The sequence below is a fragment of the Patescibacteria group bacterium genome, from assembly GCA_038065315.1.
Lineage (GTDB): Bacteria > Patescibacteriota > Minisyncoccia > Phycocordibacterales > JBBTRF01 > JBBTRF01.
Window position 1 is genome coordinate 263,585 of record JBBTRF010000001.1, and the last position, 26,797, is coordinate 290,381.

The 26,797-nt window shown below is 51.4% G+C and carries 24 protein-coding genes and 3 tRNA genes; 5 read left to right on the top strand and 22 right to left on the bottom strand.

The genetic code is table 11. The features are described 5' to 3' along the window. Positions 1 to 6: 6 nt before the first annotated feature. From AAB391_01360 to dnaX, 7 genes are all read right to left on the bottom strand, one after another. Positions 7 to 1,257, bottom strand: coding sequence for a DNA polymerase IV (locus AAB391_01360; GenBank protein MEK7644961.1), 1,251 nt, complete (start codon positions 1,255 to 1,257; stop codon positions 7 to 9). A 60-nt stretch (positions 1,258 to 1,317) separates the two neighbouring features. Continuing rightward, the gene (locus AAB391_01365) at positions 1,318 to 1,959 is read right to left on the bottom strand and encodes an MBL fold metallo-hydrolase (protein ID MEK7644962.1); all 642 of its coding nucleotides are present in this window, start codon (positions 1,957 to 1,959) and stop codon (positions 1,318 to 1,320) included. 48 nt (positions 1,960 to 2,007) lie between these two features. Further along, positions 2,008 to 2,517: an NUDIX domain-containing protein gene (locus AAB391_01370; GenBank protein MEK7644963.1), complete on the bottom strand. Its 510-nt coding sequence runs from the start codon at positions 2,515 to 2,517 to the stop codon at positions 2,008 to 2,010. Between the two features lie 52 nt (positions 2,518 to 2,569). Continuing rightward, positions 2,570 to 2,950: a hypothetical protein gene (locus AAB391_01375; protein ID MEK7644964.1), complete on the bottom strand. Its 381-nt coding sequence runs from the start codon at positions 2,948 to 2,950 to the stop codon at positions 2,570 to 2,572. A 46-nt stretch (positions 2,951 to 2,996) separates the two neighbouring features. Continuing rightward, positions 2,997 to 3,070, bottom strand: a tRNA-Gln gene (locus AAB391_01380). A 285-nt stretch (positions 3,071 to 3,355) separates the two neighbouring features. Then, positions 3,356 to 3,721 (bottom strand): hypothetical protein, encoded by a 366-nt coding sequence (locus AAB391_01385; protein MEK7644965.1) that lies wholly within the window; start codon positions 3,719 to 3,721, stop codon positions 3,356 to 3,358. An 86-nt stretch (positions 3,722 to 3,807) separates the two neighbouring features. Then, the gene (dnaX, locus tag AAB391_01390; GenBank protein MEK7644966.1) at positions 3,808 to 4,971 is read right to left on the bottom strand and encodes a DNA polymerase III subunit gamma/tau; all 1,164 of its coding nucleotides are present in this window, start codon (positions 4,969 to 4,971) and stop codon (positions 3,808 to 3,810) included. Between the two features lie 174 nt (positions 4,972 to 5,145). Here dnaX and AAB391_01395 point away from each other — a divergent pair, with 174 nt between their 5' ends. Further along, positions 5,146 to 6,981, top strand: a complete 1,836-nt coding sequence (locus AAB391_01395; GenBank protein MEK7644967.1) for a hypothetical protein — start codon at positions 5,146 to 5,148, stop codon at positions 6,979 to 6,981. A gap of 685 nt (positions 6,982 to 7,666) precedes the next feature. Here AAB391_01395 and AAB391_01400 read toward each other — a convergent pair. From AAB391_01400 to serS, 5 genes are read right to left on the bottom strand one after another with little or no spacing between them, the layout of a single operon-like run. After that, positions 7,667 to 8,845 (bottom strand): tRNA-dihydrouridine synthase, encoded by a 1,179-nt coding sequence (locus tag AAB391_01400; protein ID MEK7644968.1) that lies wholly within the window; start codon positions 8,843 to 8,845, stop codon positions 7,667 to 7,669. A 15-nt stretch (positions 8,846 to 8,860) separates the two neighbouring features. After that, the gene (locus AAB391_01405; GenBank protein ID MEK7644969.1) at positions 8,861 to 11,296 is read right to left on the bottom strand and encodes an AAA family ATPase; all 2,436 of its coding nucleotides are present in this window, start codon (positions 11,294 to 11,296) and stop codon (positions 8,861 to 8,863) included. A 16-nt stretch (positions 11,297 to 11,312) separates the two neighbouring features. Continuing rightward, entirely contained in the window at positions 11,313 to 11,705 is a 393-nt protein-coding gene (locus tag AAB391_01410) for a hypothetical protein (GenBank protein MEK7644970.1), read from the bottom strand. 15 nt (positions 11,706 to 11,720) lie between these two features. Next, complete coding sequence (locus AAB391_01415) at positions 11,721 to 12,596, bottom strand: hypothetical protein (GenBank protein ID MEK7644971.1); 876 nt, start codon at positions 12,594 to 12,596, stop codon at positions 11,721 to 11,723. After that, positions 12,596 to 13,933, bottom strand: coding sequence for a serine--tRNA ligase (serS, locus tag AAB391_01420; protein ID MEK7644972.1), 1,338 nt, complete (start codon positions 13,931 to 13,933; stop codon positions 12,596 to 12,598). The genes AAB391_01415 and serS overlap by 1 nt, the downstream gene beginning before the upstream one ends. Before the next feature lie 62 nt (positions 13,934 to 13,995). Between serS and dprA the strand changes: the two genes are divergently transcribed. Then, a complete protein-coding gene (gene dprA, locus AAB391_01425; GenBank protein ID MEK7644973.1) occupies positions 13,996 to 14,961 on the top strand; it encodes a DNA-processing protein DprA in 966 nt (321 codons plus the stop codon). A 124-nt stretch (positions 14,962 to 15,085) separates the two neighbouring features. Here the strand turns inward: dprA and AAB391_01430 are convergent, their stop codons facing one another. The 9 genes from AAB391_01430 to AAB391_01470 form a co-directional block, all read right to left on the bottom strand. Then, positions 15,086 to 15,367, bottom strand: a complete 282-nt coding sequence (locus AAB391_01430) for a hypothetical protein (GenBank protein MEK7644974.1) — start codon at positions 15,365 to 15,367, stop codon at positions 15,086 to 15,088. Positions 15,368 to 15,383: 16 nt separating this feature from the next. Then, a tRNA-Arg gene (locus AAB391_01435) sits at positions 15,384 to 15,455 on the bottom strand. A 92-nt stretch (positions 15,456 to 15,547) separates the two neighbouring features. Beyond that, positions 15,548 to 17,053 carry a DUF2779 domain-containing protein gene (locus tag AAB391_01440; GenBank protein MEK7644975.1) on the bottom strand — a complete coding sequence of 502 codons (1,506 nt, stop codon included), beginning with the start codon at positions 17,051 to 17,053 and terminating at the stop codon, positions 15,548 to 15,550. 1 nt (position 17,054) lies between these two features. After that, positions 17,055 to 17,447: a hypothetical protein gene (locus AAB391_01445; protein ID MEK7644976.1), complete on the bottom strand. Its 393-nt coding sequence runs from the start codon at positions 17,445 to 17,447 to the stop codon at positions 17,055 to 17,057. Between the two features lie 7 nt (positions 17,448 to 17,454). Continuing rightward, a complete protein-coding gene (locus AAB391_01450) occupies positions 17,455 to 18,156 on the bottom strand; it encodes a helix-turn-helix domain-containing protein (protein MEK7644977.1) in 702 nt (233 codons plus the stop codon). A gap of 104 nt (positions 18,157 to 18,260) precedes the next feature. Then, positions 18,261 to 20,267, bottom strand: a complete 2,007-nt coding sequence (locus tag AAB391_01455; protein MEK7644978.1) for a DNA/RNA helicase domain-containing protein — start codon at positions 20,265 to 20,267, stop codon at positions 18,261 to 18,263. Positions 20,268 to 20,270: 3 nt separating this feature from the next. Continuing rightward, a complete protein-coding gene (locus AAB391_01460) occupies positions 20,271 to 20,618 on the bottom strand; it encodes a nucleotide pyrophosphohydrolase (protein MEK7644979.1) in 348 nt (115 codons plus the stop codon). A 4-nt stretch (positions 20,619 to 20,622) separates the two neighbouring features. Further along, positions 20,623 to 21,660, bottom strand: coding sequence for a virulence RhuM family protein (locus tag AAB391_01465; protein MEK7644980.1), 1,038 nt, complete (start codon positions 21,658 to 21,660; stop codon positions 20,623 to 20,625). Positions 21,661 to 21,758: 98 nt separating this feature from the next. Continuing rightward, complete coding sequence (locus AAB391_01470; protein ID MEK7644981.1) at positions 21,759 to 22,229, bottom strand: TspO/MBR family protein; 471 nt, start codon at positions 22,227 to 22,229, stop codon at positions 21,759 to 21,761. A gap of 80 nt (positions 22,230 to 22,309) precedes the next feature. Here AAB391_01470 and topA point away from each other — a divergent pair, with 80 nt between their 5' ends. Together topA and AAB391_01480 are read left to right on the top strand one after the other, a co-directional pair. Beyond that, the gene (topA, locus tag AAB391_01475; protein MEK7644982.1) at positions 22,310 to 24,658 is read left to right on the top strand and encodes a type I DNA topoisomerase; all 2,349 of its coding nucleotides are present in this window, start codon (positions 22,310 to 22,312) and stop codon (positions 24,656 to 24,658) included. Positions 24,659 to 24,904: 246 nt separating this feature from the next. Next, on the top strand, positions 24,905 to 25,468 hold the full coding sequence (locus AAB391_01480) for a hypothetical protein (protein ID MEK7644983.1): 564 nt from the start codon (positions 24,905 to 24,907) through the stop codon (positions 25,466 to 25,468). Positions 25,469 to 25,523: 55 nt separating this feature from the next. Here AAB391_01480 and AAB391_01485 read toward each other — a convergent pair whose 3' ends face one another. Next, on the bottom strand, positions 25,524 to 26,540 hold the full coding sequence (locus AAB391_01485; protein ID MEK7644984.1) for a ParB/RepB/Spo0J family partition protein: 1,017 nt from the start codon (positions 26,538 to 26,540) through the stop codon (positions 25,524 to 25,526). A gap of 153 nt (positions 26,541 to 26,693) precedes the next feature. Here AAB391_01485 and AAB391_01490 point away from each other — a divergent pair. Next, positions 26,694 to 26,777, top strand: a tRNA-Leu gene (locus AAB391_01490). Positions 26,778 to 26,797 lie beyond the last annotated feature (20 nt).

Below are 26,797 nucleotides of genomic sequence, written 5' to 3' on the forward strand. Positions count from 1 at the left end.
CCGAACCTACAAAAACAGCAAATCCCTATCCAAATCCTCCGCGTCAGTACCCTTTTCTTCCTGTTGGAGGGCATGATGAGTTGAGGCCAGGTACACTGTCCGTTTGCCGAATTTGCCTTCGAGGAGATCGATTCGGTCGTGCACAGCTTCAAGCTTGCCGGCCGCCTCCCCGCCGCCAAACAAGTCCGCCTGATGTGTGCCCGACGGTACCAAGTCGTGCAGCGTCACCCCCGTAGTGCGATACAGGGTGCGCTTGGCGTAGATTTTCGGAAACTCCTTCAGCGCCAGAGACATGATGATCTCTGGTGCATTCGTCGGTGAAGCGAGCGTCACGGTGGTGTTGGCATACACAAAATCTTTTGTCTTGAGGAAAAACGACACTTTTTTCGGAGCGAGCTTGAAGTATCGCGCCTTCGCACAGACATCCTCGATATGCTTGGAGAGCTGTGACATGAGAAAAGTCGCGTCGTTGGTACTCGGATGAAATGACCGCGTTCTTTGCATCGATGAATACGTGGTCTTTTTCTCCGGGTCAATGGGCACGACGGAAGTGCCGTTCAGCTCCTGCCAGATCGTGAGGTACGGCTTCGACAAATGCGCCTGGAGCCACGAGAGGTCCTTGCGAGCGAAATCTCCGGCCGTAGCGATCCCCTTGCGCCGCAAAAGCTCGGATGTCCGCGGCCCGATTCCCCAGATCTTTTCGATCGACGTGTTTTCGAGAAAGTCGAAGATGGCGGCAAGGTCGATGACAGTGAGACCGTTGGGCTTCATCCATTTCGAGGCAACTTTCGCGAGTACTTTGGTGGGTGCGAGGCCGATAGAGACGGACAAACCAAGCTCTTCGGTGATTTCTTTTTTGATTCGCTTCGCGATCTGCAAGTAGGTCATTTTCAGCGGCCGATCCAGGCCGGTGAGGTCGGCGAAGCACTCGTCGATACTGTACTCCTCCACATCGTCGGCGTAGCGGCGAACAATATCAAACATCAGCTGCGAATACCTCACATACGACGCGTAGTCGCCGGGCAGGATGATGACCTGCGGGAATTCTTTTTTGAGCCTGAAAATCGGCATACCGCGGATGACCCCAAGTGCCTTCGCCTCGTACGACAGCGCCGACACAATCCCGCGCTCCTCGCCCGTCACCACCGGCAGGCCCTTGAGCTTCGGATTCTTCGCCACCTCAACGCCCACGAAAAAAGCATCACCATCGATGTGGAGGAGGGTTTTTTCCGCGGCGTTTTTGCTCGGCTGGTTCACTCATCTATTATAGGTGAACGATAGTTCACTTAACAAGGAGTATCTAGCCAAACTTCCAATCTAAAACGTCTTCTCGTCGCCTTCATTCATCACGACAAAATCAATACCAACCTTGGTCAATTCTTGCTGAGGCAAGCGGTGTGCCGGACCAAGACGATCCGCGATCAACATGCCGTCGTGCACCGGGAAAGCGGCTCGCGGTTTCATCGCCAAAGCATAATCGATGCATTCGGAGAGCGTCGCCCAAGGGCCGGCGACTGGTAGCGCGAGCACGTCGACGCTTTGGTCCGGAGTCGAGAACGAATCGCCTGGATAAAAGAGCTTCTTGCCGATGAAGTACGCGGTGTTCTCGACAGGATTCACGGTCTTGTACATTTTCCAATGATCCTTGCCGAAGCCTGAGATCTCGACACCTTTTCTTTCCACTCTTTGACCTTCGGCCACGATGGTGTGTGCGATGCCCTCTTTGGCCAATATCACGCCGACGCCGGAATTCGTGATCACTTCAGCTTGGGGATTATTCACCAAAACCGCCTTGAGCGAGCCGATATGGAGATGGTCGGCATGCTCGTGAGTGATCAAAATAACATCAATGCCCGTGAGCTGATTTTGAGACGTAGAATACGCGCCCGGGTCGGTAAGGACGGTCAATCCGCCCTCTTTGATCAACAAGCAGCAGTGGCCGAGTTTTTTGATATTCATAGTATTGAGTAGTATAGCGCACCTTCTACTTCCGCAAAATCTGTTCCTCTAAATAACGTTTACATCTCTCGCCGCCTCAAGAATCGCAATGTCTCTTGGTACCATATAGCCCATCGCTTCGATCAGCTCAGTCTTGCTTCCCTTGAGCCTGCGCAACGCCTCACCATAGGGGAACCAAACCTCCTTAAAATCTTCTTCAGCCTCTTTATCAGTGAATGCCGGCACGCCTTTCTCCCCGACTACTTTCGCCACATAGCAATACGAGATCTGATGAAGAGTGCAGAACTTGCGCCACTCCTCTGTCTGTCCAAGCTCTGCCAATACCTCAACATCACAACCGATCTCTTCGCGACACTCGCGTTTCAACGCCACAATCTTGTCGGTATCGTCATCGAGACCACCGCCGGGGAGCTTGTAATAATCGTACTTCCTCGCATGAAGGAGTGCGACGTTTCCATCTTTATCGAACACGACTGCCCGTGCCGCTTTACGTACGCGATACGTTTTCACTTCTTCCGAGGAAACATTTTCATGATTGATAAAGGCGAGCTGTTTCATTGGGGTAAGTATATCTTATTTCATAGCGTCTTAACGAACCTCGGAACACTAACTATTTCTCCCAGTAAGCCTTAAAATTATCTATCTGATCAACCAATTCTTCTGCCTTCTGGCCCTTAAAGCAGACAGATCGATCGTCTACATACACATATGCCACAGGCTTTCCGGGATTATCTCCTTCCTTGTCTGGCCTTCGATTAATGTAGTCAAATGGAATGTCGTATTGCGAGCAATAACTGCGAAGAAACTCATTCCCACATGTTGAATGAAGAAGAATTTTGAATCCCTTTTCTTTAAGCATCTTGATTGCTTTGATGGTTTCTAAAATTGGTTCTTCGACGTGATCTTTACCCTTAAAGCCCGAGTAAGTTGCAATAACTCCATCAAAATCGAAAGCGACCGTTCTTCCTGCTGGTTTTTGTGAATCATTCATATTTGTGGGATTATTGTACGCCTCGAAGTCAGAACCTATCTCAAGTTGGCTGCGGGACTTGGGCTCGAACCAAGATACCATGCGCCAAAGGCATGTGTCCTACCATTAGACGATCCCGCAATGCTTTCTACGCCATTACTGTAACCCGAAGAACGCTTCGACACAAGTTGCAGATTTTTATATCTTTAGTATTATTTACTCGTGCCTGTGGGCGAAAGCCCCTACTCAGCTACGGGATTCCCTAAGCCGATAGCAGGCATAACAAAACTACCGCCTTTGGGCGGTGTTTTTGTTTTTGGCGTTATTCGTCTTCTATGCCTTCGGTAAAGATTTTCTGTTTTCCATTTTTCATCTTTGAATAAAGCATTACGCTCCAAAAGGTAATATTTCCGTCACCGACCCTCCTCAGAATCGTCTTAACGCGTGTCTTTTTTCACCGATAATAGCGACCATTCCCCAATACTCAATTTCCTTCATCGGAATAGCGCCGTCAGTGGCGGATTTTTTCCCAATTGGTGACAGAACTTTTCGATACTCTTGAATAGTGCCAGACTTTTCGATAATTTCCAGACCAAGAGGAAGGAGGCTGAATTTAAACAACTGTTCTTTTTGCTCCCTAGGCATTCGGCCGGAAAACTGCAAATGAGAAAAGCCATCGGAGTTTAGTATGACCTTTGTTTTAAAATACGGACTATATATTTCCCTTCTCGCAAGATATATTTCTCTTGCCCTATGTCTTCTTTCATTAAAATAGATTGGATTGATCTCCATACCGTACAGTATAGAAGATGACCGATAGAGAAATTGCTAAAAAGTACTCAAGAAAGTACTAATTTTTGTTAAAGAAAATCTAAAATCTACTTCTTCTCACCACCTTCCCCCACCAACCGCAAAACCGCAAGCTCCAACGGCAACTGAGGAATCGGCGAGCTGCCCGTCTGCTCAAGTGCAGTGAGCAATTCGAGCACAACCTTTGAATTAATTTTTGCACCCGCCGCATCCCCCGCGCACTTCTTCAAAAACGCGAACTCTGCTTCGGAAAATTGCTCCTTTGCAATCTTCTCCATCTCTGCAGACATACGCATGAGCAAAATGAAGCGGACCTTCTGCAGCACGAGCGTCACAAACACGCGCATGTCTACGCCATGTTCCTGCATCTGTCGAATCACCGCCAGCGCTTTTTCAGCACCACCCGCCGACCCCTCGCCGAGACCGAGAATGAAATCTTGCACCAGCTTCGCACGCGGCGCGGAAGTAACACGCTCCACGTCTTCGAGCGTTACGGATTTTTCTCCCACCGCCCCCAACACTTTCTGCAGCACACCAAGCGTGTCGCGATACGAACTGTCGCCAAGCAGGGCAATGAGCTCCGCCGCTTCCGCAGCCACCTTGAACCCTTCAGCCTTCGACACGCGCAGCACACTCTCCTTGAGCAACTCCGTCCCCGGCTTCTTGAACACAAAGGTCTGACAACGCGACACCACCGTCTGCGGGAGCTTTTCCGAATCCGTCGTCGCCAAAATAAACACAACATGCGCCGGCGGCTCCTCGAGCGTCTTCAGGAGCGCATTGAAGGCCTCCTTGGTGAGCATGTGCACCTCGTCGATAATGTACACCTTGTATGGCGACTCAAAAGGCAACGTGTTCACCGCCTCACGAAGCTCACGCACGTCGTCGATGCCACGATTCGATGCCGCGTCGATCTCGTAGAGGTCGTTGGCCGAGGTGCCGATGGTTTGTGCGAAAATGCGCGCCACCGAGGTCTTGCCCGTGCCACGTGAGCCGGAGAAGAGGTAGGCGTGGGAGATGTTCGGGCGGGCGCCGGACGAAGCGCCGGCCTTCCCAGCCGCGCCAATCGCCCCCTCCAGCGCCTTTACCACCTGCTCCTGCCCGAGCACGTCGGCAAAGCTCGCCGGGCGGTATTTGCGGTACAAAGCGCTGTGGGAAGCGATGCGCGTGGTCGCGATCGCAGCATTGGCCGCTTTCTGGCCATCTTTCTTCGTCTTTTCCTCGGCTTTCATGCGGAAAGTATAGCAGAAAAAGAGGCTTGTACAGAGCCGCGGCCTGGCTATTGATTTTTAATACAATTTATGATATAATACACTCCAGCACAACTTGGCTTTTTGACAACTCAGCAATGACTATGTGCGACCGTTTCGCATGTACAAAAAGCCACACACCTCGGAACCAACAAAATGAGAACGTTTCTCTTGTTCACAGCGGCATTCCTCGCCTGCTTCGCCCACACGCCGCTGACACAGTCCGTCTGCGGTGCAACGCTCTCCGTGAGCACGACTGGCCCGGCGTATCAGACCTTCGTCCCGGGTTCTCCGCAAGGAACCTACCTGGCAGTGACCCTCAGCGCATCAGCGGAAGAAGACGTTCGCATGTCTGCTCTACCGCTCATGTTGACCGTCGCCAACAGTGCGATGCCGACACAGCTCAGCAACATGAGACTGTGGGATGGCACGGTGGCACTGAACACTGGCGCAAATACGTTGAACCCTGCATCCACTGGGACCAACACCACAACCTTTGATCAGTCTCTCGTCATCCCGAAAGGAACGACGAAGACGCTGCTCCTCAAAGGTTCAGTCTCCTCCTCCGCGGCCGGCACCTTTCGCTGGAGCCTCGGTTCGGGGCTAATCGCGACAGGTATCACAAGTTCTCAGCTCGCCAGCATTTCCATCGATACGGCCGCAAACCTGTCGACGACAATGTATGGCAGTCTGGGGACTCATCCGGCGATCACCTCGTTCACCCCACAGCTTGGCGGAATCGCCGTCATCTATCAGGTGAATGGTGTCGCCGGATTGCCCTTCGCAATCTATGCATCGAGTGATTTGGTCAACTGGACAAGGCGCGCCTCGCTCACATTCGGAGCTAGCGGACAATTTGTTCTCTGGGATTTTCCGGACGCACAGCGGCAGTTCTACAAAGCTGTCACCGAGTGGCCGAGCCGGCTCGCCATCTCCACAAGTTCCACCAGTCCCCGCTACAAAATAGCGTCGGGTGGTGCGACCAATGTGACGATGGCGGCCTATACCGTTCGCACCGAATACGAGGCGGTCAATCTGGACAGGATCGGCCTCCGACTCACACAAGGCAGCGCAAGCGACCTTGGACAAGTGACGGTGTGGGATGGCACAAACCAGATCGGTTCGACCGTCTTTGTCGGTGGCAATGTCTACGCGGTCTGCACGTTCGCGAGCCCGCTCCTCATCCCCAAGGATGGAGAGCGGACTCTGACGATCAAGGCAGATGTCGAAAACATCCTGTTTATCGGCGGCTATGGAGTCGTCGGTCCTTCAGGACACCTCATCGCCATCGATTACGACGACTCGAATCTGCAGCGGACTGTGGGGACGGGTGTGGAATCCGGACAAACCATCACTGCGTCTGGCACAACCGCCGTGGCCGGAGTGAGGATCTTCAAATCCCACCCGAGCTTCGCCATCGACCAGCTTCCGGGAACGGGAGTGGCTGACGAACGGCTCTTGCGCTTCAAAGTCACCGCGGACACAGCGGGTAGCGCGAGTCTCCACAAGCTCTCGTTCTTCGTCGAAGCGATTGGTGCATCGATGTGGAACATGAACTTGTATGCCTACGAGGACTCGAGCTACTCGATCCCCGTGAGCGGAGTGGGTGCTGGCGGCAAGGTCTCCAACACCAACTTCTTCGCCGGCCTCGTGGAGGTTCGGGCACAGACGTCAACAGGTGCCGCCTCAGCCATCGTGATCCCGGCAGGCCAGACCCGCTACTTCGAGCTTCGGAGTTCGGTGCTTAACCAGTCGTCCACAACAGTGGTCTACGCCAGACTCCTCTCGGACGACTACTGGCCACAAGGTCCGACGATCGACGCCAGTTTGGACAGTGCGCTGTTCTTGGACCAATACAGCTTCCACAAGAACATCCTCTGGTCTCCAGACACGCTCGGTCCCGTTCAACCGGGCACGAGCTTCGACTGGACGAATGGATATGGATTGCCTGGCCTCATGCCGGCGACCATCGTCCAAGTGCGCACGCCGTAAAGAAGTATCGCACACGCAGATCACCGCCGCAGACAGCAGGGCCCCGAGCTCTCTGTCTGCGGTTTTTTCTTGCTTACAAAATAAAAAATATGAAAAGAAAGAGACCCAGCCAGCGAATGCACTCGCCAACTGGGTCCACCAACCAAACCGCGCGGAAACAACAATCGCGCGAACCATCACCGACAACCGACCCCATACGACCCCACCGTCCCGAGAAGACGGCCTGGCGTAGAGCGACAAGGACACATCACCTGATGTCGGCATTACACCGAACCGGTACGGAACCGGCAGCCCTTGAGATAATTGATCACCCCTTTCTCACTGCCCCTCGAAGGCAGTTTCGTGTTCAAGGTTGAGGAAACCTGAACCGTGACCGCTCCGGCCATCTGGTGGCGTAGCGCTCCGGTCCCCGTTGCGTTTACTGGTGTGGCGATTCCACATGTGTCGCTTGGTTTTCCTTCCGTCTTGTATCTATCGATCTTTTTTGAGCCGGTCGAGCTCGATCGACTGAGTTGTTGTGACCTCTGGCCGCTTATTATTGTATACCTCCTCTCAGAAAAAGTGAAGCCGCGAATCGGCAAGGGCGGCTACCTGTCAACACTTTTTAGGTGGTGCGGATTTTTCATACAAAAGTATGAGAAAAGTATGACGAATCCGCACCTACTCTTTTTCTCGTCGCCACCCCTCACTGTCCGATACCACCCACAACATCTCTCACCTCAGCGGCAGAATTGGTCTGCATCAGCAAGGCACGCAACTCTTTCGCTCCCTCCCAACCGTGCACATACGCTTTGTAATGCTTCTTCATGATCGAGAAATTCTTCAAATCGCCAAGTAGTTTTTCGAAGAGCTCCGTATGTTCCACCATCACTCGCAAGCGCTCAGCGATCTGCTCTTTGTTATAAAAATGATCGACGCCGAGCACGCCACCGCCAAAGCCGACCGCGCCGCCAGTCGCTTGATCGACGCCCTTGCCGCCAGCGTTTGTGTCGACATGCATGGATGAGCTTTCGTCAAACAACCACGGGTTGCCAAAAATAGCACGGCCGAGCATTACGCCGTCCGCACCGCTCACTCGCGCCTTTTCGCGTGCATCAGCCAGATTACGCGCGTCGCCGTTGCCAAAAATGAGTGTGCGTGTTTCGGCTGGCAAATGCGCCTGAAGGCGATCGCGGATCTCCACGGCCTCTCGTACATGTTCCCAACGCGCCGGTACCAATGACAGCTCTTTGCGGTTGCGGGCATGGACCGTGATCATCGCGGGTCGCTCAGCAAGAAGAGCGGGGAGCCAAGTAGCCAGCTCGTTCTTGCCATAGCCAATGCGCGTCTTCACCGACACAGCCGGCACCGGCTTCCCGTACTTCTTTGCACCATTGGCGGCGCCACGAATCGCGGCTCGCAGCACTCGGCGCGCAACTCGCGGACTTTTGATCATCCCCGCTCCAGCTCCCTGCTTCTCGATACTCTTGTCTGGACAACCCATATTGATATCAATGCCATCAAACCCCATCTCCACCGCGAGTTCGGCTGCCTGCTCCATGTGTGCCGGATTCGAAGTGAAAAACTGCGCAATAATCGGCCGCTCACCCTCGCTATACAACAGGTCTCGCAGCAATTTGTCTCGCCCAATTTTTGGTGCACGCGCAAGTCCATCCGCTGACACAAACTCCGTCCACATCGCATCCGGCCGACTGTACTTCGCGATGATCCGTCGAAATGCCGCGTCTGTGACATCCGCCATCGGCGCCAACACAAACAATGGGCCGGATTTGGCCTGTTTCAATCGGTACCACAAATCGCCACTCTCTACTTGCGGTGAAAAAGCGCGCGTCACTACATCGGAAATATTCAGAAAAAAATTCATGTAAATCTGCCCTACTTACAGCTCCTCCGGGCGGATGTGCAGCACTGTACCAGGTTTTGCCTCACCTTTCAAAAGCGCCTTCGCCACGGCCTGCTCCACCTTCTCCTGGATCACGCGATTCATCGCTCGGGCGCCAAACTTCTGATCGCTGCCCTCCTTCACCAGATATGCCACCAATTCGTCCGTCACCTCGACACTCACGCCTTTTTCATCCAAACGCTTGTTCAATTTTGCCAACATCAATCGCCCCACCTTCTCCATATCAGCAACGGCCAAAGGCTGAAACAGTACCACATCATCAAAACGATTGAGCAATTCCGGCTTGAAGATCGCCCGCTCGACGATAGAGTCGATGATCTCAGGTTTTTTGGCCGCTATTGCCGCACTCACCCCGGCACGAACACCGACAGCACCGCCCGCTTCACCAATCAACTTCCAAATCACATCGCTGCCGGCATTCGAGGTGGCAATGATGATCGTGTTGCGTGCATTCACCCGCTCGCCGCTCGCATCGGTGAAAAACCCTTCGTCCAAAATCTGCAAAAATAGATCGTGTACCGCCGGATTCGTCTTCTCAAATTCATCCAAAAGCAGCACGCCGTATTGCTGGTCGCGCAAACGTGAAGCGAGCAAACCTGTCGTACCCTCACCTGCCGAACCGATGAGGCGGCTCAGTGCATCCACCGTTCGATACTCCGACATATCAAAACGCATGATGCGATCTTCGCTCCCGAAAAACACATCGGCCAGAGCCTTGGTCGTCTCCGTCTTCCCCACACCGGTCGGTCCAAGAAAAAGGAAGGAGCCCATCGGTCGCTTCGGATTGTTCACGCCCGACCTCGCTCGCCGCATCGCATTGCCAATCGCCTGGACACCTGCTTCCTGGCCGATAATCCGCTGATGCAAAATCGTTTCCAACTTCAAAAGCACGTCTTTTTCACCGGCACTCGCCTCACCGAGAGGAATACCGGTCTTTGCACTCACGGTCGCCAACACATCGGCACGCTCGACAACCGTCCGCTTTTGCAGACGGACATATGGCGCAATCTCGGCAATGAGGTCATGAGCCTTGTCGATAGTTGAACCTTGTGAAAAGTACCGTTCAGCGCTCTCCACCACCTCCTTGAGTGCTGGGAAGGTGAAGAAGACTCCGTTGCGGCGCTCGACACGCTCAATCTCCGATTCCAAAAGCTCGACCAAAGTCCGAGCATCAATCGGAGCCAAAATGATCTTTTCAAAAAATCGCATTAGTTCACCCTTCGGCTCGAGCGTTTGGTGGAAGGAATGCACATCGCTCACCGCCACAAGCTGGACGCCGCCCGAGGACAGATACGGCGCGAGGAAAGATTGCATCTCAATGCCGAGGGCGGCAGCGTCACGCACAAACAAGGCGAACTCATCGATCACCACGATCACATTCCCCGCCTTCACCACTTCATTGAAAATCGAGATGAGCAACGCCTCACAAGAACCCCGATCTTTCGCCGAAGCCATGATCGCGGCAGTGTCGAGCCGGATCAAACGCTTGTGTTCAAGCTCCGGATACGCCGTACCGAGATCGATCATGCGAGCCAGACCATGCAACACATCCATGACACCATTCGCCTTGTCACCGACCAACAAAACATTTCCGGAAGATTCACGGACCAACACTTTCTCCACAGCCACCATTTCGGTGCGACGAAACGAAGAATCCGGATTCAAGCTTAGGGCCGAAGCAGCGGGAGAAGAAAGTGCGGAATGCCGGCGTGCCTCCACGATCACATCACGGCCAAAACGATCGAGATGGTACGTCTTGCCGTATGCCCAATCCTTTGCGAGACCGGGAATCCGGGCAAGATTTTCATGACTCCACCAGCGCGCCTCAGCGATACGGGCCTTCTCGCGAATCTCACACCACTCTGCGGCACCAATACAAGCACTCTTTTCTACGCCAGACTCACGCAAAAATTGTGCAAAAGCGCTATCGACATGCAGCAACTCTTCGACAAATTGTGCAAATGTTCGTACTTCTGAAAGATCTAGCTCCAACGGCTGGGCCGAATGCGTCATCTGCGTCAAAAATGCTTGTGCCGACAAGCGACTGATGCCGCAGCGGTTCAGTGTCCAGCGGCCAAATGGCGACAAAATAAACACAGCCGTCGGGTGTAGCGTGGTACAACGATACAGCACCGACGCGAGCATGTATGAACAATCGGCATTGCGGCTGTGCGCATATGAATTGAAGAAAAATTCAACAGCATACACTTTCAACACGATAGCGAAAGCAATGCAGAACAACCCGAGCGCAATATTGCCGCCCTTGCCGGCCAGTACCACGACGAGCAGCGAAACAAACACCGTCGCACACACCTGGCGAATTGTCCGGCGTCTGGCTGAGCCGATCAGCGTATCCAGAGCAAGCGCTGGCTGAAATGGTTGAATCTTTTTTTGGATGAGTGAAGTGTCCATGTTGGTTGTCTCCCGGTTATTGTATTGCCAATTGAACACCTCGCACGAAGAGCGCGAGAATAATGAACGGCAGCAAACACCACATCGCCACAAACAGAGCCACGACCAACGTGGTGAGGACACAGACCGCCAAGGCAAACATGAGGATCATGGCGCGCAATGTCACACCAATCAACCGCATCAACGTATTGATCACCGTCGCCTGCAGCCATTGCTCGAGCTTGAATTTCTCTCCCTTCTCCTCGCCGAGGCGCTTCCACGGCTCAAAAAACGACCTCAGCAAGATCCCGACCGAGAAGAAATGATATTCGAACCAATATGCCCGCCCAATAATGCGGAACATTTCGGCAAAAGCCCGCGAGTAATGCCACTGCAAATACTGCCACGAGAGAATCAATGCTTTCACCATACTAGTATACCGCAGCTACTGTTTTTTGTAATACACCTTATTCCCATAGCGGAGATCCAGATATTCCACTCGTGCAGAAGTCAGGTTTTCCGAATCCACCACCCGCCGAAAAGCCTCAATAGACCGCTGGATATCCTGATCCAAAGTGAAGAAAATTCGCGTACCACCAGCCGTCACCACTTCGAATTCGTTGTTCTCTTTCGCAATCAAGGCCATCGGCTTGAATGAGGCTCCAAAAAAGTCTACGCCACCGATCGCAGAGACGAAAGATAAAGCGCTACCAAAAGCATCCGGTGTCGATGAAGCCAAAAAATGCGCTCCCAGTGGCGATGTGCCGGGAGCGAGACCACCATAGAGCTTCACATACGGTGTGCCGGAAAATGAAGCTGCTTCAGCGTATAGATACCCCTTCTCGTCGGAGTACTGACACTGCTCATTGCCAGAGCCGGCTTGGACCACAGCAGGGGCGAGCACACCGCACCAGACATACACCGGAGTACGTTCGCCAATACGCATGGTCAGTGTCGCTTCCCCACGCCACTGACCATCCAACCCCGCACTCACGACCTCAACACGGAACCATTGTTGTTTGATCGCCGACAAGATCGCACGCTTTGGGTACAGCAGTACGTTACTCTTCGGAAATACCCAAAGATAATTGCCGTCGGTAAGTTCTGCGATCTTCGCTTGAACATCACTTGTGGCTGTCACCGAATTCCCTTCCACCTGCACTGATTGGATCTGAAAAATACTCAACCGAGCAATGAGAATGACGCTCGCCAAAATGATGAGAAGCGAAACGCTGGCGACAATGCTCTGGCGAATAAGCTGCTCGCGCCGTCGACGCGCATACTGTGGAGACGTGAGGTTAGATGAACGCCCGATCGCCATTAGTTGTTCCCTTTAGCTGGCGTAGCGGGAATTGTTTTTGAGCCGGCGACGGGCGCAACAACCGGCACAATGACCGTGCGACCGCCCATGTATTTCTGAAGCACTTGCGGAATTTTTATCGATCCATCAGCCTGCTGGTTGTTTTCGAGAATCGGGATAAGAATGCGCGGACTGGCGAGCGCGGTATTGTTGAGCGAGTGCACAAAGCGCATCTTGCCCTCAGCGTCTTTGTATCGAATGTTGAGTCGGCGGGTCTGGAAGTCGTGGAAATACGAACATGAATGTGTCTCGCACCACGCTTTTTGCGATGGCACCCACGCTTCGACATCGTACTTCTTCACCTGGCCGAGACCGAGGTCTCCAGCGCAGTTGAGTACAACATGGTATGGAATATTGAGCGCCTGCATCATCTCTTCGACATTCGCGAGGAGTTCTTCGTGGAGGGCGACACTGGTCTCGTGGCTCGCTTCGCAGAGGATCACTTGCTCAAATTTGAAAAATTCATGGACACGCTTCACGCCCTTGGTGTCTTTGCTGTGTGCACCTGCTTCGCGTCGGAAACACGGAGAAAAAGCGAGCGTCTTTTCCGGTAGCTGCAACTTGTCGAGCACTTCGTCCATGTGATACCCCATCGCGGCCACCTCACCGGTACCCGCGAGATATGAAGCGTCCTGAGTCTTGTACAAATCTTCCTCGCCCTGCGGGAGGTAGCCGGTACCCATGAGCAAATTTTTGTTCACAAGTGAAGGCACCATGGCAGGAGAGAACCCTTTCTTCGTGAACATTTCCAGCACAAATTGCCAAAGGGCAAAATTAAGGAGCACTGCGTCGTTCTTTAGAACATAGCCGCGGAAGCCCGCCACTTTCGTGCCACGATCGAAGTCGCAGAGGTTGAGCGCCTCCATCAGCTCGATGTGGGACTTTGGCTGAAAATCGAATTTCGGAATCTCGCCCCACGCCTTCACCTCTTTGTTTTCTGCATCACTGGTACCGTCTGGCACCGACATGTCAGGGATATTTGGCACCTGCACCATCAGCGCCTGCCACTCTTTCATCACCGTCTTGAGAGCCTCTTCCTCAGCCTGCATGCCGTCTTTGAGCGTCTTCATCTGTGCAATGAGGGTGGCGCGTTCGTTTGGGTCAGCCGAAGTCGCCGCCTTCACAATGCGCTCGCTGTATGCATTTTGCTCGGCACGCTTCTTTTCGAGGCCCGTCATGAGCTCGCGGCGCTTGTCATCAACATTGATCAATGCAGTGACATCGAACGGTACTGATTTCCGCTTTGCAGCAAGCTGTATAAGCTCGGTATTCTCTCTGATGAATTTAATATCAAGCATTGTTCAAGAAAAAATGAAGTTTTTACTTGTTTTTATCATATCAGAAATCGTAGAATTGCGGAATGGAACACAAAAATCCGGAAAAATACCCGATTCGCCAACTTTCAGTCGACCAACTGCCCCGCCAGCTCGCAGAGATTACCGGCCGACCAAAGCGACTCTATAGTAGAGGGGACGAGAGCCTACTGCATAGGTACGTCGAAGGCGCCGCGAACACCGCGGGAGGAAATCGGGGTCGCGGCCACAAGCTACTCTGCGTCATTGGCTCCCGGCAATACACGCCATACGGCCGCGAAGCCTGCGAAGCGATCATCGCAGGACTTCGCGACTACCCCATCACTATAGTATCCGGCCTGGCGCTCGGTATCGACGGCATCGCTCACGAAGCCGCCCTCAGAGCTGGATTAAAAACCGTCGCAGTGCTTGGTTCAGGACTGGACGACAACTCCATCTATCCCCCTTCCAACCAGCACATCGCCCGCCGTATTCTGGCCGAAGGCGGCTGTCTCGTCTCGGAAAATCCGCCCGGTACTCGCCCAGCACCGTATCACTTCCCGGCTCGCAACCGCATCATGTCTGGCCTGTCGCACGCGACACTGGTGATTGAAGCAAGGCGCCCCAGCGGCACCCTCATCACCAGCCAGCTTGCCACCGACCAAAACCGCGACATCCTCGCCGTCCCAGGCTCGATTTTTTCCGAGCACGCGGCCGGCCCGCACTATCTCATTGGCAAGGGCGCCACACCAGTGACCTGTGCACACGATGTGCTGGTGGCGCTGGGGTTTGCGGTCGAGAAGATACGCGGCAGAGGCAAAGCGAATGGCACAAAAAATCATACTCTCACAGCAAAACTCGCTGACCTCACCATCGCGGAAAAAATGTTGCTCGGAATCCTCGACCGACCAAGGACACGCGACGAGATCATTCGCGAGCTTGGCTGGAGCGCTTCGGAGACCAACGTCACGCTGTCGCTGCTCGAAATAAAGGAACTGATCGTCGCCGGTTTCAACGAAATTCGCAAAAAATGATCGGCAATGCTCAAAAAGTTTCAATGGGGGGCGGTGGCGGAGCAAAAAAGTGCCTACGGATTTGTCATACGAAAGTATGAGGAAAGTATGAAAAATCCGAGGGTACTCGAAAACGCTGGCGGGGCTAGTCGCGATATTCCCAACGATTATTCAACTTGTTGATAGTCTTACCAGAGAATACCTTTGTCATACCGAGCGGAGTAATCTTCTTTTTATACGGACTCTTAGATAGCACCCTGGATACAGTTGCCTTATGTACGTAGGGCATTGATTTATGATTTCTGAGTAACTTGAAGAAATGAATCTGATCAATCGTCAGCTCAGCATTATCGCCGCATTGTGAGGTTCTTACTGCTTTGTTGAGAGCGGCGGCAACTAGGTCTGCTGTTTTGTTGATTGTTGTCATGTTTTATAGAATTAAGTACCCTCGGGAGGATTTGAACCTCCGCGTTCTCGCTAGAATCGAGACAGTCTATCCATTAGCTTACGAGGGCAGAAAAAATAAAGCGCTGAGCCATAGCGCCAGTAGGTCCTTTATCTTCTGCGTCTCGTAAACACAGCCGGTATCATTGCCTTCAATATAGCATTATTTCACCCTATTCTCCAGCACCTTCCAGATCTCCACCATTGCCAACGTATCGAGGTGGCAGTAGTCTTCGAGCGCCTGAATTTTTATTTCCCTCTCTTTTTCAGAATATTCACCGCTCACGATACGATTCCACGTATCGGAAGCCGCGCCACCATCCTGTATGTGCATATCCTTGTATGACAAGTGCGGCACCAATGCGGGCAACACATACTTGATCGAAGCACTTCCCTTGAATGCAGGGTGATCATACACCGCAGTCTTACCGGAAAATGGGATCATGAGGTCGACCACGCGACTATTCACACTTTCCATGAACGCTTTGTATTCCGGCAGGCGTTCACCAAGCTGTGTATTGATTCCTTTTTCGAATTTCTGATTCCACACAACAACGCTACCCGTCTTCGGAAGATGCTTCTGCAGCGCTTCAGCAAAATATCTATCAGGACACTCTTGCTCCGTGTAGATAAAATCATAGTGCGCCATATCATCGCCGTGAGCATTCACGACATGCAGCGAAAACTGAAATGGGACCTGCTGATATGGCCTGTGCTGGTTGTATTTCGGTATCGCCGAAGGATACGTTTCGTAATCCAGAAACGCGAACGGGTATTTCATGGTGTCCAAAAAAGCCACAACACCCTCGCTGTCGATATACTCCCGACCAGACTGTGCGGTGTCCACCTGCCGTCGCTGAGGATCCGACAATTCAAAGTCCTCGGGCACGTCGTAAATGCTGAGAATGTTGTTGTCCACGAGCTCCGCAAGCTTGTTCTCTCGTATTCGCGCGATCGCGTGGACAGGATACTCCGGCAGATCAGCATTGGAATATGCCGAGGTGGTGCAGTGCGCGTTCCAACCCTTGAGAATACAGTCGCAATGCCCCGCCGGCTCTTTTTCACTCGCGAGCCGCTCGTATGCGCCATCCATCTTGTGTCTCACCTCCCCAAGCTTTTCATTCACCTGCTCTGTCATATCCTCAACAATGAACAGCTGCTTGAGATCCAGATCTCCGGCCCGCACGTACTCCTTGTTGAGCCGGATGAGACTGAGCGTACCCATCCTAATACCCAGATCATCCAAGATATTTTTTTGAAAAGCAATGTCGATTAGATACTCTTCAGTTTTTCGACCCTCACCTCCTCCTTCTGAAGATGTCGAGGATTTCACCTCATATAGGTCGTATGCGCTCGTGGAGTCATTCCATACCAACATGTCGGAAGCAGTGATGAATTTTTCCGTGGCAAACACCGGCTGATAGATGACGGCGGTTTTGGCGGCCATGAGCTTTTTGGTCAGCTCGGTATCGTCGCGAAACTCGACCAGCACTCCGCCGGGAAACAACCCTCGCGCCAGCTCGTCGATCTGGTTGCCAGTATCAATAATGTTCAACTCAAAAGCCGAGAGCGGGTATTTTTTATATATATCCGGTCGGTGGATTTTCAGCCAGGCGTTCTTAGCGCAATCAAGGCAGGTGAGGAAGTTGGTTTTTGAGAGTAGGAACATATTAAAATAGATGCTTATATTCTCGATAATTCTCCCTCACGATTCTCTGCCACTCAGCCGTTTCGTTGTGACTGGCGATGTCGGTTTTGCCATAGACGAGTAGCACGCTGACACATTGTTTTTCTTCATGCCACGCCACAATACACCGATTACCCGATGTCCTTGCAGATTCCTTGGTCCGATCGACTCGAAATTCAGTCTTCACGATCTTAATACCCTCGACATCACAGATCGTCTCAGCCCTGCTGGTAGTGATGAGGAGATCAATACGCTCAAGCCCAGCAATAATAGCTCTCAGAGTCACTTCCCAATGACCTTTGTACTTCTTCTCAAAACCTTTGATAAAGTGCCTTTCCGCAAAAGGTTCAATTCGTACAGAATAGTTTCCCTGCATACATGTACTAGAAAACCATTTCCGGGTCCTCCTGGGTGATCAGCTCATAGGGAATAATCTCGTCCGGCCGGCAGATAGCATATGGAAGTTGGTTGTGAGTGAAATTCACAATTTCGCCCGTTTTTTTATCTTTCCATTTCTTACCGATCTCTTTCATGAGCTTCACCTCATCGATAGAGAGGTCGTTGATCTTTTCATTGGTATTGCTCTCCGATTCGCTGATCAAAAACATTTCTTTGCCGTTGTCGGTCTTTCTTTCCACGACGATCTTCCCTGCCTCTTCGAGCTCATCGATAGCACGGAAAAAAGTGTCTGGTACCGGACCGTATTCAATCCTTCGATACTGCATGCCGCTCATACTTTGCGAATGATCGTAGTACCAAGCGAAATCAGCGAGATAGAGCAGCTTGGCGAGCTTTGTCTTAGGAATTTTATTGTCGGCCTTGCTGGTAAGATTCATTCTCAAGTAGGTCAAGATCATGTGCTTGTACTTGGCAATGTTCGCGATGTTGCCCGACAGAAGCTCGTCGACAGTGATCCCGAGCATCGAGGCTAGCTTTTGTGCTTCTTCTGCGCTCAATGTTTGCTTGCCAGACTCAATAGCCGTATAGGTAGGCCGCGACACGCCAATAGCCTTCGCCATCTGCTCTTGCGAAAGATTATTCTTGAGGCGAAACTCCTTCACCTTTTGCATATACTTGTTGCTCATGCATCAAGTATATGCAATGGATGTAAAGAAGTCAAGCAGGTTTGGTGGGTTATTTTACAAGTCTGATACGAAGAATGCAGTAACGTGATAAAACCGCTCTATAATTATTCTTTTATGACACAAACAACCACACCTTGCACCCCAACCTCTTCATTACTCGTAAACTTCAATGGTTTGTGTTTTGAATTACTCGATCGAGGTTTTAAGACCACAACACCGCCCTCACGACGATATTCTTTTATAGTTGCATCATCTCCAATAAGTGCCACCACATTGTTCCCCTCTTCTGGATGATAATTTTTTCGACACAGAACTAAATCTCCATCATTAATTCCGACTTGATTCATTGAGTCACCAGAAGTTCTCAAAACGAAATACTTTGAACCTTTAGACATTAGCTCACTTTTAACAGGAATCATTTCTTGTACGGTAGAATCAGCAAACATAAGCTCTCCGCATCCAACAGAATCAAACAAAGGAACGTTTATAAAGCCACTAACATATGGAGATTCTATTGATGTATTATTATCTTTTAGTACTCCTTCACCTGCACTCAAGCTAACATGCTCTTTAAAGTAATCTCTTAAATTATCGTCAGTAATATAAACGTACGTACCGAGGATTCCTCTTGTTAGCAACGTTTTATAAATATTAATAACATATCTTTTTAACTCCTCTGGATCATCTACTCCTCTATGTCCATTTGAATCTAGGTACTTAGTTTTATCGACTACGATCTTTTTACTGATCGGATCATAAGACATTTCAGGGCCAATTATAACTCCAGCGTAGTTTAGATCGTATCCTTGAATTGTATGGATGCAACCCACTTCATTGATGGCATTAGGAGAATTCACCCAGTCGTGAATTTTACTATTCCAAAATAACTTAATATCTCCTATAACAATATCTGGCACTTTTACATCATTTCTTGATACCCACTTCCATGCGTACCCTGCCACTAAGCGAGACAGGGTGTGAATTTTTTCTTGTTTTTTGATATCAATTACCATTTGCCCCAGATCACTGTAAACTTTAAAATCATATTCCGAAAAATCAGCTCTCGTGCTCACCTTACTTTCCATTAAGTGATCGATGAAATCAAGGTATTCTCGTCCTCCTCTTACACGCATCTGTGTCTTAAGTTCAAAACTTATTGGATTGGATTCTAAAACCTTCCGCATCGAAATATCAGAAGGCCTCACAGATTGTCTTTCGTCATAAAAGAGTACGACGTGGCTCGCTGATTTTAGTATCCAATCGAGTTCTGTCCCCTCATTCCCCAAGCCAAAACTTTTATTGGTTGTATCAAATGTCCCGTAGTTTGGAATATTCCTTCTTTGATGTAGACGATGTGTTTCATCGACGATCAAAATGTCGTATTTCTGATTCGCGACCTCGTTTGGACCAATTACCATGTTTGGACTTAGGCCTGGAATACTTCTAAATACTTTCTTTAGCGTCTTTCTTAAAGAAACCATAGCAATTACCAGCGCAATGTCTTTTCTACCTTCCTGAACCAACTGCTTAACTAAGTAAGTAGCTAAAATAGTCTTGCCAGTACCTGGCCCGCCATGAATAATATAGGACTGTCTCTTATCCCCTCTAAAATATTCTAGTAGCTTTGAAGCAATCAAGTATTGATCGTCTGTGAGAGTTTTATATGGAGAATACTTAAAAAGATCGCTATTGCGAATTTGCAGCAGGTCATTCCTTGCAATCTTTAATTCTTGTAGTTTTTTCCACAATAACTCAAACTTCCCTCGATATCGTTCACGGTCAAAATAATCATGATTTTGCAAACCTCCGTTTCCGTTCTGAAGAATATACTTACCGTCGGCCACCAAATACTCAATCAATGAAGATTCCGTGTCGAGAGTCGCTGATTTATTAAATTCGTCGTCAGAAATAACGTGAATGGTCTTTAATTGCTTCCGGGCCCCATTCTCTAAATGCTGCTTCGTTCTAGCATAAGCTCTAATTGTTTCTCCAACATAGAGTTCTTTTCCGTTTTCTATTAGATAAACAACTGGCCAATCACTACCGTACTTATAGTTACGTATTTTCTCTACGCCAGATGAACTGAATGGAAATTTTACTATTTCTGACATATTCTAAAGTTTATTATACTTAGTATGTTTTCCTTTAGCTTTCTCAACCGGATATTTTTCTTCATTAACTCTAATTTTCTTTTCAAGTGCATTTAGTACATCGATATTTAAATCGTGACTCATGAGTAGAACCCAGTACAAAACGTCTGCCAATTCTTCTCCTATAGCGACTTTGTTTTCTTTTACATATTTTTCCATCTCTTCCTTATTTTTCCACTGAAAATGTTCCATTACTTCACCAGCCTCCAAAACAAGAGAAAGGGCGACATCTTTAGGATTGTGGAATTGCTTCCAATCTCTTGCGTCACGAAAAGCAATTATTCTCTTTGTTAGATCGATAATGTTTTTCATATATTTATTTCTCATTATTCCCCTCCCCCACCCTCTTCTCAACCCTTTTCTGCACGCCAACCATAGCATCCAAGTACGCTTTTTCGACATCGCTCAGTGTCTTTTGTTGATATTTCCGGTACTCGACAGTGGCTTTATCCACCGCCTGCTCATGACTCACCGCTCCTGCGCCGGACAACAACTGTTCGCCAGTGGAAGCGAGTATCCCATCGAGGTGCTTCGCCCAGTCTACCATTTTCATCGGAATCTCCCGCTCAGCTTGACGCTCGGCGAAGTCGAGATATCCGGAAACAATCTGCCCGAGTGCGCGCAGCTCTTTCTCATTCAAATAATTCTTAGCGATCGCCACATCCTTGAGTTGCGGTTTCGAGCCAGCAAAGGTCGTCAGGCCCATAAAATCCTTTTCGGCATCAGCTCGGCTATAAATAACTTCCGCTGCCGTCTGCCCATGCACGGCGCAGTGGACTTTATTTTGGATCTTTTTGAAAAATTCTATAGAGGTCTCGGCTCGGGCATCATAGTCGATGCTCGTAGCGTAGATATCCAAAATTTGGCGATAAAATACTTTCTCGCTGCTGCGAATGTCGCGGATGCGAGCCAGGAGCTCTTTCCAATATCCACCGCCACCGAGATCCTTCAGACGTTCGTCGTCCATTGCAAAACCTTTGACGATATACTCCCTAAGCCGTGCTGTGGCCCACTGGCGAAAATGTGTGCCCTGTACGGAATTTACGCGGTACCCAACCGATATAACGACATCCAAATTGTAGTGCCTCACTGATACTTCTTGCGTTTTTCCCTTTATAGCGCCGTGTTCTGTGGTTCGTCGGAATTCCCGACATACCACCCTCTCATCCAATTCACCCTCTCTAAAGATATTAAGTATGTGCTCTGCGATAGTTGAACGGCCTTTATTGAATAGTTCGGCAAGCTGATCCTGATTAAGCCACACCGTCTCGCCCTGCATGCGCACCTCAAGACGAGGCTTGCCCTCGGTGCCTTCGTAAATAATTATTCCATTGTTTGGTGGATTGTCTTGCATATCAGCGCCTCCCATTACCCTACGTCGACTTCAATACGAGTATCGTATCACTTTTCACCTTCGCCAGCACGACATCCTGCGCTCTCCACCACCGCCGCCTAATTCAACATCCAAATACTGAAATTTAGGTACCCCGCAAAGCTCACCCAGAGGATGTAGGGGGCGAGAAGCCAAGCAGCTGGCCGCGAGACCTTCGCGAAGGCGACGATTGAAGCGACGATAGCGACCCACAAAAAGACGAGCTCAACAAAAGCGGCGCCTGGGCTCTGCATGCCGAAAAAGATGATCGACCACAGGGTATTGAGCACGAGCTGACCGAGAAAGAGACCGAGAGCGATCTTCACTTCCCTACGCTCCAGCCCTTTCCGCCACACTATATACGCGGCGATACCCATGAGTACAAAGAGTGTCGTCCAGACCGGCCCAAACACCCACGCCGACGGATTGATCATCGGCTTCACGATGCCCGCATACCAACCGTCGATGTTCGGCGTAGTGAATAGAGCGCCGATGAGGCCAGCGAGCTGTGGAACGATGAGCGTGATGATGAGTTTGATTGAATTATTCATAACACTTTCTATTATACTACGCTCCACGAACACACCTCGTACTTGCCACGCTCCACTCCTTAATGTAATACTTAGCTTCAATGCCACAAAAAAGTTCAACAAAAAAATCTTCCGGAAAAATAAAGGCGATGGCGGAAGATGCGCCTGCGACACACGGCTTTGCTCGAAAAACCGGCAAAAAGTTGCTCATCGTCGAGTCTCCGGCGAAAGCGAAGACTATTTCTAAATATCTCGACGGCGAGTACACCGTGCGTGCGTCGGTTGGACACGTGCGTGACCTCCCAAAAAACAACAAGAAGGCCATCGACATCCCTGGCGGCTTTATCCCCCACTACGAAATTTCCAAAGGCAAAGAAAAAGTCGTCGCCGAATTGGCCGAGCTCGCCAAGACCGCTGAAGAAGTCCTCCTCGCCACCGACCCCGATCGAGAAGGCGAGGCTATTGCTTGGCACATTAAGGAGGCGTTGAAATTAAAAAACCCAAAACGTATCGTCTTCCACGAAATCACCAAGGATGCGGTGAAAGAAGCGATGGAACATCCGCGCGACATCGACGAAAATCTGCGTCGTGCCCAAGAAGCCCGCCGCGTACTCGACCGACTCGTGGGATATGACCTTTCCGGCCTCATCTGGAAGAAGGTGAGATACGGCCTTTCTGCTGGTCGCGTACAATCCCCCGCCTTGCGCATCATCATGGAGCGCGAGCGCGAGATTCGCGCCTTCATCCCCGAAGCGTTTTGGGTGATCAGTGCTGAAGTACAGCCAGCGACCACCTCAAAAGGCACCACCGCTCCGGCCTTCACCGTGACCTGCGTCGAAGAGCCGCGCGATCAGAAAGAAATGGAGCGTATCGTGGACGTCGGCACCAAAGCGGGCGAAGAAAACGGCTGGTACATCTCCGGCATTTCCGAAACCGACACCAAGCGTTCGCCAAAAGCGCCATTCATCACTTCCACTCTCCAACAAGCCGCGAGCTCACGACTCGGCTACGCTCCTTCCCGCACCATGGGTATCGCCCAGAAGCTGTACGAAGCAGGCCACATCAGCTACATGCGTACTGACAGCACTAACCTCAGCCAGCAAGCTTTGACGCAGATTTACTCGACCATCGAGAGCACTTGGGGCAAGGAGTATCTTAATCCGCGTGTCTTCACGACCAAAAGCAAGAACGCTCAAGAGGCGCACGAAGCGATCCGTCCGACCAACATCGGCCAACGCACTGCTGGCTCCGCACCCGAGCAGGAGGCACTCTATGAATTGATCTGGCAGCGCACTGTCGCCTCACAAATGTCGGACGCACGCATTATGCGCACCAAGGTCACCGCCAATATTACGGCGGAAGTGCTTGCGAAGCTCGGGGCAAAGGAGATTCCCGACTTCACCATCAATGGCTCACGTGTTCTTTTCCCAGGTTGGATTGCTGCCGACCCAGAAGCTCGCGGCGAGGATGTTGAAGTACCGAAAGTGTCAAAAGACGAAGCGCTGTCGCTCATCGCCATGAAGACCGACGCCAAAACCACCGAACCACCGGGCCGATACTCCGAAGCCGGCCTCGTGAAAGAGCTCGAAAAGCGTGGCATCGGCCGACCATCGACCTACGCGTCCATCATCAAGACTATTGAGGAACGCGAGTATGTTGTGAAGGAGCAAAAAGCCCTCAAGCCCACCGACACAGGTGACGTGGTGAGCTCGTTCCTGGAAAACAATTTTGCCGAATACATCAGCGACACCTTCACCGCCGACATGGAAGACAAGCTCGACGATATCGCGCTTGGAAAGGCGGAGTATGAAAAAACGCTAAAGAATTTCTATACGCCGTTTCAAAAAGATATCAAGGCCAAAGAAAAGACCGCGAAGGCCACCGACCTCGGTGCCGCGCCCGATGAATTCAAGTGCCCTGTCTGCGGCGGTGACATGATCATTAAACTCGGACGTACCGGCAAGTTTTTGAGTTGCGCGAAGTTCCCGGACTGTACTGGAGCGCGCACATTTGAAGGCAAGGAGCTGGCAGGACCGAAAGAAACCGGCGAAGCTTGCCCAGAATGCGGCAAGGGCAAACTCATCGAGCGCGAAGGCCGGTTTGGCAAATTCATTTGCTGCAACCTGTATCCGAAGTGCAAGTTCATCAAGAAAGACGCAGAGCTAGAGCGCCAAAACTCCACCGGCGTCGCCTGCCCAATGTGCGGCACTGGAATGATGACCGAACGCCGCGGTCGCTTTGGACTTTTCTACAGTTGCTCCAACTATCCGAAGTGCAAGAACGCGATCAAGGCCAAGCCGACCGGCAATATCTGCTCACATGGTCGCGACAAAGGCGATGGCAAAGGTTTAACCCCCTGCGGCGCCCTCATGATGGCCGGTACCAAGACCATCCCAGAACGCTGCTCCGACAAAACCTGTCCGAATCACAATCCGCACAAGTTGGTGTAGAGACGCACCACTAGCCGCAAAAGTTATCAACACCTCGGATTTCACCACATTTGACGAAATGTGGCAATTTATGCTATTATACTTGGCAGTCAACCGCAACCCTTAGCACGCAGAACATCCTCTATGACCGCTCTTTTACCACCAGCCCGCGGAGACGCGGACCTTGAGCTCGTCGTCCCAACTCGGCTGCAAACGCCCGGGCCGACGACCGCACCGAAGTTCAAGTGGGAGAACGTCCCCATCTTCTTGAGTGCCTATACGCCCGAGGAAGCCTACCAAGCCCACGAGGCTGTCAGACAAGTCTTCAATGCCACCGTTGCCCAATGCGCGGTCGACGGCCTCAAGGTTATCGGCAGCCACGAAGCCTGGAGAAACACCTTCGGCATGACCTCCAGCCTCCCCACCCTCTACGACCTCATGGTCGAGACTGGGTGGCGGAAGCAAGGTTCCGAAAGCTACCGCGCCGAAGTGCGCAGGAACTTGGCGATGATGCTGCGCGAAACTGCGATGGTCCAGGCGGACTTGTCCAGAGTCCGCTTCGGCATCCGCAACAGCTCGCATTTGATCGTTGATTCCGGCCCAAACTACGAAAAGGCCGACGCAATGATCCGGATCACGGAAAACGTCTTCGCTGGCGTCGCCCGTTTCTTCCATAGCTCGTCCACGAACACGTTTCTCGTGAGCGACCCGCACGGCTTCATCTTCCTCCACGCCCTCAAGGCAAATGTGAAGGCACTCGGCTTCTGGGAAGTCCTGGCAGAAGAAGCAGACCTCGCAGGAGACGAGGAAAGTTCCCTCGTAAGGCTGTGAACAACCACACAACGACCTCCAGCACGACAGCGGACCGCAAGGCCCGCTGTTTTTCTTAGACCACAAAATTATTCACTGAGTACAAATTGTCGTCATTTTCATCCGCCTTCTTCTCATCAACACTGCGGTCGTCGACAGGTGCTTCTGTTCCGACTTCTGGCTCTGCTATCACCGCAGAAATTTCTGAGACGACAGGCACCTGGATCGGTGCAACGGAAACCACCCCAGCCGCCGTCTTCTTGTGGATCAGCTCCATGAGTGTACGCAGATCGTCCGGGCCGAAATAATCAATAGTGATCTTGCCGCCTTTGTCGCGCTGTTCGATATGCACACGGGTGCCGAGGGTTTCGGTGAGCTTCTCCTCCATTTCGATAATGTCCGGCGCGATCATGCGCTCCTTCTTGCGAATCTTGTCAAAGGCAACACGTCGGGCGATCGCCTCAGCCTCACGCACGGTGAGCTTTTTCAAAATGATCTCCTTGAACAATACCAATTGCTCCTCCGGACGATCATTGAGCATCATCAGCGGACGCGCGTGACCTTCAGAAATGCGACCCATGGAAAGCGCTTCGAGCAATTCTGGTGGCATCGAAAGCAGGCGGAGTGTGTTGCTGACATATTCTCGGCTCTTGCCCATCTTCTCGGCGATCTGGCCGTGTTTGAACTTGAACTCTTCGACAAGGCGCTGGAAAGCGCGGGCACGGTCCACAGCATTGAGGTCCTCGCGCTGGAGGTTTTCAATGATGGCTAGCTCAAGCTTCACGCGGTCGCTCTCTTCAGAAGCGCGGATGAGGGTCGGCACCTGGCTGAGGCCGGCGATTTTCGAAGCGCGGAGACGGCGCTCGCCGGAAATGAGCTCGTATTCGGTGGAGAGACCGCCGTCAGCTTTCACTACTTCCTTGCGCGTCACCACAAGCGGCTGAAGGATGCCGTACATGCGGATGGATTCAGCGAGGTCTTTGAGGCGCAGTTCGTCGAATTCCTTGCGCGGCTGGAAAGGATTCGGGCGTACCTTGTCGATATCGATCCAAAAAATGGAGTCGCTGAAGAATTGTGATGCGGGAGGGGTCATACGAGATATTCTAGCATGCGTTGGCAAGAGGAGTGGCACAGGCGTGTGCATATCGCGAGGCGCCGCCCGTTGTCGCTTACGACCTGGCCTTGTCTCGCGAAAATTGATTTTTTGCCCAAAATTGCTACACTGGGCTAGGTTTTTCGAAGATATGCCGGAGTGATGGAATGGCAGTCATGCACGACTCAAAATCGTGTGTCGCAAGACGTGTGGGTTCAAGTCCCACCTCCGGCACCAACTTATTGTGTAGTGAATAG